At 34.2% G+C, this 12,178-nt stretch carries 11 protein-coding genes; 6 read left to right on the top strand and 5 right to left on the bottom strand.

The features are described from left to right. Window positions 1-88 precede the first annotated feature (88 nt). The 4 genes from udk to scpA all read left to right on the top strand — a co-directional run bounded on the left by udk (window position 89) and on the right by scpA (window position 4,757). Window positions 89-697, top strand: a complete 609-nt coding sequence (gene udk, locus ACVEGE_RS11350) for a uridine kinase (RefSeq protein WP_173854471.1) — start codon at window positions 89-91, stop codon at window positions 695-697. Between the two features lie 151 nt (window positions 698-848). Continuing rightward, on the top strand, window positions 849-1,178 hold the full coding sequence (locus ACVEGE_RS11345) for an FtsB family cell division protein (RefSeq protein ID WP_173854470.1): 330 nt from the start codon (window positions 849-851) through the stop codon (window positions 1,176-1,178). Between the two features lie 28 nt (window positions 1,179-1,206). After that, window positions 1,207-2,571, top strand: coding sequence for a methylmalonyl-CoA mutase subunit beta (locus ACVEGE_RS11340; protein WP_192500407.1), 1,365 nt, complete (start codon window positions 1,207-1,209; stop codon window positions 2,569-2,571). Between the two features lie 56 nt (window positions 2,572-2,627). Beyond that, on the top strand, window positions 2,628-4,757 hold the full coding sequence (gene scpA / locus ACVEGE_RS11335) for a methylmalonyl-CoA mutase (protein ID WP_173854468.1): 2,130 nt from the start codon (window positions 2,628-2,630) through the stop codon (window positions 4,755-4,757). 83 nt (window positions 4,758-4,840) lie between these two features. Here scpA and ACVEGE_RS11330 read toward each other — a convergent pair whose 3' ends face one another. From ACVEGE_RS11330 to dapF, 5 genes are all read right to left on the bottom strand, one after another. Next, a complete protein-coding gene (locus tag ACVEGE_RS11330; protein ID WP_173854467.1) occupies window positions 4,841-5,482 on the bottom strand; it encodes a peptidoglycan-binding protein LysM in 642 nt (213 codons plus the stop codon). A 97-nt stretch (window positions 5,483-5,579) separates the two neighbouring features. Continuing rightward, on the bottom strand, window positions 5,580-6,497 hold the full coding sequence (locus ACVEGE_RS11325; RefSeq protein WP_225738087.1) for a DUF2279 domain-containing protein: 918 nt from the start codon (window positions 6,495-6,497) through the stop codon (window positions 5,580-5,582). 2 nt (window positions 6,498-6,499) lie between these two features. After that, window positions 6,500-7,540, bottom strand: coding sequence for an endolytic transglycosylase MltG (gene mltG / locus ACVEGE_RS11320; protein ID WP_192500408.1), 1,041 nt, complete (start codon window positions 7,538-7,540; stop codon window positions 6,500-6,502). A gap of 10 nt (window positions 7,541-7,550) precedes the next feature. Beyond that, a complete protein-coding gene (locus tag ACVEGE_RS11315; RefSeq protein WP_192500409.1) occupies window positions 7,551-8,084 on the bottom strand; it encodes a GNAT family N-acetyltransferase in 534 nt (177 codons plus the stop codon). Window positions 8,085-8,125: 41 nt separating this feature from the next. Next, window positions 8,126-8,908, bottom strand: a complete 783-nt coding sequence (gene dapF, locus ACVEGE_RS11310) for a diaminopimelate epimerase (protein ID WP_192500410.1) — start codon at window positions 8,906-8,908, stop codon at window positions 8,126-8,128. Between the two features lie 136 nt (window positions 8,909-9,044). On the opposite strand from dapF, the gene ACVEGE_RS11305 reads away from it, so the two are divergent. Both ACVEGE_RS11305 and ACVEGE_RS11300 read left to right on the top strand, forming a co-directional pair. After that, window positions 9,045-10,445: a trypsin-like peptidase domain-containing protein gene (locus tag ACVEGE_RS11305; RefSeq protein WP_192500411.1), complete on the top strand. Its 1,401-nt coding sequence runs from the start codon at window positions 9,045-9,047 to the stop codon at window positions 10,443-10,445. A 155-nt stretch (window positions 10,446-10,600) separates the two neighbouring features. After that, entirely contained in the window at window positions 10,601-12,049 is a 1,449-nt protein-coding gene (locus tag ACVEGE_RS11300) for a glyceraldehyde-3-phosphate dehydrogenase (RefSeq protein WP_192500412.1), read from the top strand. Window positions 12,050-12,178 lie beyond the last annotated feature (129 nt).

Here is a 12,178-nt window from a genome sequence, read left to right as displayed (position 1 = left end):
TTAATTAGCAATTCTAATTTAGCAATTCCTTATTTTCAATCTATAAATTCCTATTTTTGCAGCAAAACAAATATAACTCAATTATTTTATGCTAATTATAGGGATTGCCGGAGGAACAGGAAGTGGAAAAACAACTGTAGTTCATCAAATTATGAATGAACTACCAGTAGCTGAAGTAGGTATTATTTCGCAAGATTCTTATTATAAGGAAAACCATAATTTGAGCTTTGACGAACGTGCGTTAATCAACTTTGATCATCCTCGCGCCATAGATTTCGAACTTTTAGTTTCGCATTTGAAAGAATTAAAAGCCGAAAAAACAATTCATCAACCCGTTTACTCGTTTGTAACACACAATAGAACCGAAGACACTATCACTACACACCCACGAAAAGTAATGATTGTTGAGGGTATTTTAATTTTGGCTAATCCTGAATTAAGAGATTTATTTGACGTGAAAATTTATGTTCACGCTGACTCAGACGAAAGATTAATCCGACGTTTAAAAAGAGACATTGCAGAGCGCGGTCGCGATATGGACGAAGTCTTAAACCGCTACCAAAACACCTTAAAACCAATGCACCAGCAATTTATTGAGCCTACAAAAGCCTTTGCTGACATCATTATCCCTAATGACAAGTACAACACCGTAGCAATTGACGTAGTTCGTGCCGTAATTAATCAAAGAATTCTATAATTTTATTGTAAATTTATCACAGCATAATTTATTGATATAAAATTAACAACAATACTGATTTAGAGCTATTTCCTGCTGTACACTGTATCTTACATACCAAACACTGGTATATAAGGATGCCGTTCCCATCAGGGCTAAAACAACAAACCAAATGAAAAAATCGTATAAAAACAAACCTTGGTTTAAATTCATAAGCAACAAGTACATTTGGGTATTGCTTTTTTTTTCAGGTTGGATGGTTTTTCTAGACAACTACTCGTATTTTGATCACCGCTTTTTAGACAATCAAATAAGCGAACTTGAAGACAATAAAACCTATTACGAAGAAGAAATCTACAAGGATGAAGAGCAAATAAAAGAGCTTAGAAACCCTGAACAAATAGAAAAGTATGCGCGTGAAAAATACTTTATGAAAAAAGAAAACGAAGACATCTACATCATAGAGTTTGAAAGCGACAGCATCGAAAAAAATAGCCAGTAAATCTAGAATTTCTTAAATAACAACGACAATGACAACTAATCAATTCGAAGATTTTGACGCCGTTTCATCCAAACAATGGAAACAAAAAATCCAGTTTGAATTAAAAGGAGCTGATTACAATGAAACCTTAATATGGAATTCACCCGAAGACATCAAGGTCAAGCCTTTTTATCATAAAGATGAATTTTCAAAAAGATTTTCAACAGGTACTAGAGCGACTGCGTTTAAAATATGTCAAAATATTTTTGTTTACGATATAGAAAAATCAGTTGAAAGAGCCTTAGATGCCTTAAACCGTGGTGCCGAAAGTTTGCGATTTACCATTGAGGATGAAACTCTAGCAGTAGAAAAATTGCTAGAAAAACTACCTCTTGAAAACGTTCCCGTTTATTTCAACATGAGCTTTTTCTCAATCGATTTCGTTAAAAGAATTGATGCCGTTGCATTACAAAAAAAAGGAAACTTTTATTACAACATAGATCCTATAGGTCAGTTAGCCAAAGATGGAAACTGGTTTACTACAAGCGAAAAAACTAATTTTGATTCCCTAAACCTATTAGCAAATACCGTTACTAAAAATGCTATTATTAGCGTTAATGCAAGTTTGTATCAAAATGCAGGTGCAAACATGGTACAGCAAATTGCCTATGCACTCGCACATACCAATGAATATTTTAATAGAATCCCTATTATAAATCAAAAAATTGTACTTAAAGTAGCTGTGGGAACAAATTACTTTTTTGAAATCGCAAAATTGCGCGCAATTAGAGTTTTGTTTAAGCTTATTGCAAAAGAGTACAATCATGATTTAGATTGTCATTTACTCGTGATCCCTACAAAACGTAACAAAACATTGTATGATTATAATGTAAACATGCTACGCACCACTACCGAATGTATGTCGGCAATACTTGGTGGCGCTGACACCATTGCTAATTTACCTTATGATTCTTTGTATCATAAAGACAATGAATTTGGTGATCGTATAGCACGAAATCAATTATTGATTCTAAAAAAAGAAAGTTATTTTGACAAAGTAAACAATCCTGCTGATGGAAGCTACTATATAGAAACACTTACCAATCAATTAGCAGAGAAAGCCTTGGTTTTATTTAAGGATATCGAAGCAAATGGTGGTTTCTTAAAGCAATTGAACGAAGGAATTATCAAAAGAAAAATTCAAGAAAGCGCAGACAAGGAACAAGAACTCTTTGATTCTGGAAAAGAAGTTTTACTAGGAACCAACAAATATCCTAATAAAGACGACCGAATGAAACAAGATCTAGAGCTTTTCCCTTTTGTCAAAATAAATCCTAGAAAAACTTTAATTACTCCGATAATCGAAAAAAGATTAGCCGAAAAATTAGAGCAGGAACGATTAGCAGCAGAATAAATTAGCAGTCCTAAAAAGCAAATAGCGATTACAAACAGTGCAAATTAAGATCTCAAATGATACGAAATGACCTCAAACATATTCAATTAGAAAGTAGCAAAACGGCTTCTGAAAGCGGAATAGAAAAGACCGAAGAATTCTTTACTGCTGAAAACATTGAACTCAAAGAAACTTATTCTGAAAAGGATATCGAAAACTTAACGCATCTTGATTTTGGCGCTGGTTTTGCACCTAATTTACGTGGTCCTTACACAACAATGTATGTACGCAGACCATGGACAATACGTCAATATGCTGGTTTCTCAACTGCCGAAGAAAGCAATGCTTTTTACAGACGAAACTTAGCTGCTGGACAAAAAGGATTGTCAATTGCGTTTGATTTACCTACCCACCGCGGATATGATTCTGATCACGAACGTGTAGTAGGCGATGTTGGAAAAGCAGGAGTAGCAATCGACTCTGTTGAAGATATGAAAGTGCTTTTTGACCAGATTCCGTTAGATCAAATGTCGGTTTCTATGACTATGAATGGTGCAGTATTACCTATCATGGCTTTCTATATTGTAGCTGCAGAGGAACAAGGCGTAAAAGCTGAATTGCTTTCAGGAACAATTCAAAATGACATTTTGAAAGAGTTTATGGTGCGCAATACCTATATCTATCCTCCTACGCCTTCGATGAAAATAATTGCTGATATTTTTGAATATACCAGTAAAAAAATGCCAAAGTTCAATTCCATTTCTATTTCTGGCTACCACATGCAAGAAGCAGGTGCTACAGCAGATATTGAATTAGCCTACACATTAGCTGACGGACTAGAATACATAAAAACTGGTTTAGCAACTGGAATGGGAATTGATGATTTTGCTCCACGCCTTTCTTTTTTCTGGGCCATCGGAATGAATCATTTTATGGAAATTGCTAAAATGCGTGCGGGAAGAATGATCTGGGCAAAATTAGTTAAACAATTTAATCCTAAAGACGAAAAATCATTAGCCTTAAGAACACATTGCCAAACAAGCGGCTGGAGTTTAACAGAACAAGATCCTTTTAACAATGTAGCACGTACTTGTATTGAAGCTACTGCGGCAGCTTTTGGTGGAACACAATCTTTGCATACCAATGCATTAGATGAAGCAATTGCCCTTCCTACTGATTTTTCGGCTCGAATTGCTAGAAACACACAAATATTTCTTCAAGAAGAAACTAAAATCACTAAAACTGTAGATCCTTGGGCTGGAAGTTATTATGTTGAAACCTTGACTAATGAAATTGCTGAAAGTGCTTTCAAGTTAATTGAAGAAGTAGAAGAACTAGGCGGAATGACCAAAGCTATTGAGGCTGGAATTCCAAAATTAAGAATTGAAGAAGCCGCGGCTAGAAAACAAGCACGTATTGATAGCGGACAAGATATTATTGTAGGTGTAAATCAATATCGTTTAGAAAAAGAAGATCCTTTGCAAATATTAGATGTGGACAACCAAATGGTTCGTAAACAACAATTGGAGCAATTAGACCATATAAAAGCAACTCGAGACAACGCAAAAGTACAAGAGTCGTTACAAAAATTAATTCTTTGTGCTAAGACAGGAGAAGGTAATTTACTGGAGCTTGCCGTAGAAGCTGCTCGTTATAGAACAACTCTTGGAGAGATCAGTGACGCTTTAGAAACTGTTTTTGGTAGGTATAAAGCACAAATTAAATCTTTTAGCGGTGTGTATAGTAAAGAAATAAAAGACGATAAAAGTTTTGAAGAAGCAAAAAAATTAGCAGATAAATTTGCAAAGCAGGAAGGGCGCCGTCCTAGAATCATGATTGCAAAAATGGGTCAAGACGGTCACGATCGTGGTGCAAAAGTAGTAGCAACTGGTTATGCTGATGTAGGATTTGATGTAGATATAGGTCCATTGTTTCAAACTCCTGCCGAAGCTGCTAAACAAGCAGTAGAAAACGACGTACACATTCTAGGTGTATCCTCACTTGCTGCGGGACATAAAACGTTAGTCCCTCAAGTTATTGAAGAATTAAAAAAATACGGTCGTGAAGACATTATGGTGGTTGTAGGTGGTGTTATACCTGCACAAGATTACCAATACCTATTTGATGCTGGAGCAGTAGCCGTATTTGGTCCTGGAACTAAAATTAGCGAAGCAGCTATCAAAATTTTAGAAATCTTAATTGACTAGAAAATAGTTTCTATACTTTTTAAGCATAAAAAAAGCGGTTCAAATTTAATTTGAACCGCTTTTTTATTGTTATTGTTTATTAATTACTTCAAACTAACCATTGCATTTATGTTTGCAGTGATAAAAGAAGTATCATACCCTCCAAAAGCTTTCATATAACTCCTAATAGAAGTTCCGTAAGCATCCTTAATGTACTTTTTACCGTTATTCTTGAAATATTTTTTGACAGATCCAGCGCCACCTAAGTGAGCTGCTGCTAAAATTCCAGACTCTGTAACTAAAATACCATTAACAACAGTACCATTGTATCTTTCTATAACATCTTGTAGTATTGCTTTGTTTTTCGACAAAAGTGCTACAAATGCCCTTTCTTGAATTTTAGGACTTCTTAAGAACATAAGGCTATCTCGTATTCCAACCGCTTTAAGAGTTTCTACTCCAAACTGGTATTTACCTAAATAACCAAGAGAATTAATCATTCTATATCTCCCTTGTGACTCTTTGAAACCTAAAGCTTCTTTAAAACCAATAAATAAATTTCCAGTAAAAGGGAAATTCAAATTGGTATAATCTTCTTGTTTTAAAGATGGATATAAGTATTGTTTTCCATCTGTGTTTTTTACTAGAAACCATTTATTTGTGTCTAACTTAAGCGGCTTAAAACCGGAACTTAAAAAGGCTATAATAATAGTTAAACTTGCATAAAAATACCACTTCTTTACCATAAATTGTTTTTCTTCAAAACGCTGTCCCGTTATGAAATTTCTGCGGGCAAAGATACAACAATTTTTATAATACTGAAAATCAACTTGTTAAACTTGTCTAAAAATAGAAAATGTGCGCTCTAAATCCCTCATTACCCGAGTATTCTAGGGTAGGCGCTGGAATTTTCAAACTATTAAAAACAGAGAAAAAAGTCTTCAAAAAATGGGATTTGGTAGGGATTTTCGTCAAGTCTAGGTCAAAACTGAGGTAAAACTGTCTGTATTTTTCGCTTTGTGGGAGCAATAATAAGTCAGAATTTTCACCGTTTCCTATTATCATCCCATCGGCTCCATATCCTACTGCAAGGTTCAACCATTTGGGTATTTTTGAATCTTTAGCAAAAGAATGTAAATTAACCGAAAGCCAATAAGTTTGTCCATTATAATCTTTCAAAATTTCTTCTGAAAAAGAACTTCCTAAAACATTAGGTCGGTATTTTGCAAATTGTGTTCTATGAAATGAGAATTTAGGTTGAATACGTTGTTCTTTCCACAATAATTCTTGTGAAACATATAAAGCAGTTCCTGAAGCATTAGCAATAACATCACCAACAGAGAAACCCCATTCAGAGGAAAATCCGTCCATTACCTCAACAGCTGTTAAAAAAACAAATCCTGCTCCAGCGCCGTACAATTGCTTTTTATGACTAGCTCCACTCCATTTTAAAGCTTCGGCGCTAAAACGTCCCATTTGATAAGAGGAATAGGCATGACCTGCTTTGTCCATTTGTAACCACTCCTCATTGTCATTAAAAAAATGAAATTTAGAACTAGCATAATCGGCATACCAAAGTTGGTTCAATCCTACTAAAGCGGCTGAAGCCAATAACCCTTCGGCTACCACTACTCTATTCTGCCTTTTCAGGTTGAGGGTGTCAGCAGGTGTTAAAAAGCTATTCAATCCGTTTTGTCCAGAGGAAAATTGGAAAACTAATAAAATTAAAAATGTAAAAAGCAGGTTATCTTTTAAATTCAAAACTATCTTTTTACTCCTTGACTATTAATCCACTCCGAGTATTTCTTTGCGTTAACATTATGTTCTGCCAAAGTAGCAGCAAACTCATGGTAACCAAAACGCTCTACACTTGCACAGAAAAAAATGTAATCGTTTTTCTCTGGATTTAAAACTGCCTCAAGTGCAGTAATATCAGGCATAGCAATAGGCCCAGGAGGAAGCCCAACATTTACATAGGTATTGTATGGAGACGACATAGTTAAATCGTTATAAAAAACTCTCTTAATGATTTGGTCAAAATCGTTATCTCTCTTTTTAATGGCAAATATGACTGTAGGGTCGGCTTGAAGCGGCATTCCTAATCGCAAACGATTTAAGTAGACTCCTGCAATTCTAGGTCTTTCATCTTTTTTAACCGACTCCTTATGAACTATAGAGGCTAAAATTGTTGCTTCAACAGGACTTAATCCTTGTTTTTCTGCTTTAGTAACACGCTCTTTATTCCAGAAATTGCGGTATTCTTTGATCATTTTATCTCTAAACTTTTCAGCAGGTGTATTCCAATAAAACTCATAAGTATTAGGAATAAACATTACAAAAACGTTGTCTTCATTGAAACCATTTTCTTGAAGGAAAATAGAATCTTTAAAACTCGCTAATAAAGAAACACTATCTGCTTCAATTTGTGAACCTACTCTACCTGCAAGATTTTCTAAACGTTCCTGATTATTGAACGCCAATTTAACCGGAACATTTGTTCTTAAACTTTTAACCAATTCATAACTATTCATTCCTTTTGTGAATAAAAAGCGACCTGGTTTTACTGACTCAGGATAATTTCTTTTGGTAGCAACCATTTCAAATCGATCCATATTGTCTACATAGGGCGCAATAATTTCCTTAGCTTGCTCATACGTAGCATTTGTAGGTATGTGTACAAAAACTTCTTTATCAGCAAATTTAGTGTTTACTGAAAAAATTTGTCTTACTAATACAAAGCCATAAACAATTAGTCCTGTAACAAGAACAACGGCTGCTATTGATATAATTTTCTTTAAGTTCAAAGTTTAAAATTTAAAATTGTTGATTAATTAACTGGTACATTCCTTCATCTTTGTAGACTCCGTGAACTAGGTTCCATTGTTTTTTTATTCCGATGCATTTAAAACCAAATTTAGTAAAAAGAGCAATACTTGCTTCATTTTCGGTATCAATATTTGCATAAAGTTGGTTTAGGTTCAAATGGTAAAAAGAATACTCAATTAATAAGCCAAGTGCCTCAGAACCTATGCGTTGATTTCTTTTATCATTTTTTTGGATGACAATCCCCACACCTGCTCTGTTATTTTTTGGATCAAAATCAAATAAATCAATTAATCCTAAGGCTGGAAAGTCTTTATCTTGACAAATTGCTAAACGCAATTGTTTGGCTTCATAAATATCTTGATGTGCATTTTCTAAATATTGCTTTACTAAAAAACGGCTGTAAGGAGTTTGTGTATTGCTTACATCCCAAATAGTTTGATCATTTTCTATAGCATAGATAAACTCTAAATCATTAGGTTCAAGTGCTCGAATATATATAGTATCTCCTTTAAGGGTTATCATAATTAAAAATAGATTTAAGAAATTAGAGATGCAATTTTAAACTATACTTCAATAGTTCCTTCAAAAACAAATTCAGCTGGTCCTATTAAGAAAACATTTGTAAATTGGTTGTCTTTTTTATCGAAAGAAACAGCCAGTTTTCCGCCTTCAACATTGATATTTATTGCTGTTGCATTAGTTTGTCCATTTGCATGCATTGCTATTGCTACAGCTGTTGCTCCTGTACCACAAGCTAACGTTTCGTCTTCTACACCTCTTTCATAAGTACGTAAGGCAAATGTATTGGCATTAATTTTTTTTACAAAATTGATATTGCTACCTTCTTTCCCATATAAATCACCATAACGTATGGCAGCTCCATTATCTTTTACATTATAATGAACCAAGTCGTCAACTAATTGTACGTGATGTGGTGAACCCGTATTCAAAAATGAATACTCGCTTTTGTCTATAATAGTATCTACATCTATCATTTGTAAAGAAACTATTCCGTTTTCAGCCACCGAAGCGTGATGCAACCCATCAATAGCATTAAAAGTAGCATTGTTATCGATCACCTGAAGCTTTTTGGCGAAAGCCACTAAACACCTTCCTCCGTTACCACACATGGTACTTTGATTACCATCTGAGTTGTAATAAACCATCTTGAAATTAGTCTCAGGATCGTTTTCTAATAAAATAAGTCCGTCGCCACCTATTCCAAAACGCCTGTCGCATAAATGCGCGATAAGTTGAGTGTTTTTTTTAGGAAAAGTTTCTAAACGATTATCAATCATTACAAAATCGTTTCCGGTGCCTTGGTATTTATAAAATTTTATTTGCATTATTTATGTGTTGTATGGTACAAAAGTACGAATATTAATGAAATGTTAATCACTGTTAAAGAGCGTTAAACTGTATTTTAACAATTGAATTTAGCGTTAAATTTACCTTACAAATAACGTAAAAACGAACTTTATTATGAAACAATTTTCAAAGCTATTTTTGGTATCGCTATTAAGTGGAGCCACCACGCTAGGGGCTTATAAATTATTATTCGATAATAATGGTTATTTTTCGACTCACAACAGTCCAATTAGCACTGTGGCAAATGAATCATATGAACGAAAAGTAGGATTATCATCAGATATTTTAGATTTTACTGTAGCAGCAGAAAACACTGTACATACAGTAGTTCACGTAAAAAACGTGTCCTATAAAACAATTTCTAACCCCATGTTAGAATATTTTTACGGGTACAAAGGTGGACAATCACAAGAGCAAGTAGGAACAGGATCTGGTGTGATTATATCAGCAGATGGTTATATTGTAACCAATAATCATGTAATAAAAGATGCTTCGGAAATTGAAATCACCTTGAATAATAAAAAATCATACAAGGCAAAATTAATAGGAACCGACTCTAAAATGGACATTGCTTTATTAAAAATTGATGCTGATGAAAAATTACCGTACACTACTTTTGGTAACTCGGATTCAGTTAAAGTAGGCGAATGGGTTCTTGCTGTAGGTAACCCGTACAACTTGACCTCAACGGTTACTGCAGGTATTGTTTCGGCGAAAGCCAGAAATTTAGGAACTAACGGAATTCAATCCTTTATTCAAACAGATGCTGCCGTTAATCCAGGAAATAGTGGAGGTGCCTTGGTCAATACCAGAGGTGATTTAATAGGAATCAATACGATGATTTCGTCAACGACTGGTTCTTATGTAGGCTATTCGTTTGCAGTACCTTCAAATATTGCTCGAAAAATAATTGAGGATATTATGGAGTATGGTAATGTGCAACGCGGAATACTAGGTGTTGAAGGTGGTGAATTGAATGCGATGGCATCAAAGGAATTAGGCGTGACGCAAACAGAAGGTTTTTATATCAACAAAGTCACTAAAAACTCAGGCGCTGAGAAATCAGGACTTAAAAAAGGAGATATCATCATCAAACTTGACAACCAAAATGTATCAACTTTTGCAGATCTATCAGGGTATATCAATACTAAAAGACCTAATGACAAAGTTCAGGTAATGATTACTAGAAACGGAGAAACCAAAACCGTACCTGTAGTTTTAAGTAAAAACGAATTCTTTACCACAGAGTTTAAAGGAATCGAGTTAGAAAACATTGATGCTGCAGATAAAAAGAAATTCAGAATTGATTATGGCGTAAAAATAAGATCGATTACTAATGAAAACCTAATGCAATACGACAAGGAATTGCGTGGTAATATCATTTTGAGTATTGATAATGTAAAAGCAAAAGACATTGAAACGGTTTCTAAACTTTTAAATGATAAAGAAGAGAATCAAAGTATGCGTCTAGAAATGATAAATAAAAACGGAGAAGTTATTCGAATTATCATCTAAGACTTTCTAATTTTAAAATAAAAGTCAGCTTGAAAAATCGAGCTGACTTTTTTTATTTGAAAAAAATCAAAAAATAAGTTACGAAATCGATTGAAATAGGTATTTTTGCACCAAATTTAAAAAAATAACTACTCAATTTTTACAAATTTTCATTCATGAAAAATACAGCTCTGTACCAAAAAGAAGTTTCCTTTCAAGTCGACAGACGTCGCGCTGGAGTCGAATTAATCAAAATCATAAGTGATTTATGGTATGACAAATCCATCGAGATGGTTTTGTTCAAGAACCAATTATTAGACAAAAACGTAAGTGACATTATCAACTTACATCAATATGCTGGTGAATTTGTAGGCAAGCCCATTACTATTTTTGATTCGGTAGAAATTGCTAGAGTCGTTTTAGAATTAGACTTACCACCATCAAAATTAGATATTGGTAAACTAACTTACGAGTATCTTTTAGAAGATGAAAAATATCCAGACGCAAGACATTTTGTTTTAGACAAATTAAAAGACGCTAAAACATCAGAGGAAATCCAACCTAAAGATGTTGTTCTTTATGGTTTTGGAAGAATTGGTCGTTTATTAGCTAGAGAATTAATGTCTAAAACTGGAAAAGGAAATCAATTGCGATTGAGAGCCATTGTAACTAGAGATAAAAATGATGCAGCTAGTCTTGAAAAAAGAGCTTCATTATTGCGTTATGATTCTATTCACGGTGATTTTCAAGGTTCGGTTGTAGCTGACCTAGAAAACAATGCTTTGATTATCAACGGAACAACTGTACATATCATCACAGCTAATGCTCCTGAAGAAATTGATTATACCGCTTTTGATATTGATCATGCTTTAATTATTGATAATACAGGTGCTTTTACTACAGAAGAAGCGTTAAGCAGACACTTAGTTTCAAAAGGTGCGCATAAAGTATTGTTGACTGCTCCAGGAAAAGGAGTTCCTAATATTGTACATGGTGTTAACCAAAATGAGTACAATCCTGACGAAATCAATATTTTCTCGGCAGCGTCATGTACTACAAATGCAATTACTCCTATCCTTAAAGCTGTTGAAGACACTTTAGGAGTAGTAAAAGGCCATCTTGAAACGATTCATTCATATACTAACGACCAAAACTTGGTTGATAACATGCACAAAAAATACCGTCGTGGTAGAGCTGCAGCTTTGAATATGGTTATTACAGAGACTGGAGCGGGTACTGCTGTTGCAAAAGCCTTACCTTCATTATCAGGAAAACTAACTTCAAACGCAATTCGTGTTCCTGTACCTAACGGTTCATTAGTGGTTTTAAATCTTGAGGTATCTAAAGAAACTTCAGTGGAAGAAATCAACGTTATCATGAAGAAATATGCTCTTGAGGGAGAACTTGTAGAGCAAATTAAATATTCTACCAATAATGAATTAGTTTCATCTGACATTGTAGGAACATCAGCACCATCTATCTACGATAGCAACGCTACAATTGTTTCTAATGACGGAAAAAACATAGTATTGTACATCTGGTACGATAATGAATATGGTTACAGTCACCAAGTAATACGCTTGGCAAAATATATCGCTAAAGTAAGACGTTTTACTTACTACTAGCCTACCACTTACAGGTTGGAATTGGTTACTATTATTTTTAGTTTTTAGTTTTTAGTTCAAGTTTTAGATTAAAGTTTATAACCTCCAGCCTGTATCTCATAAAAAATCCGTTTCGTAATACACGAAACG

The sequence above is a fragment of the Flavobacterium sp. PL002 genome (assembly GCF_054165825.1).
The sequence above is the reverse complement of the archived record's forward strand: the minus strand, read 5'-3'. Positions and strand labels throughout refer to the sequence as shown.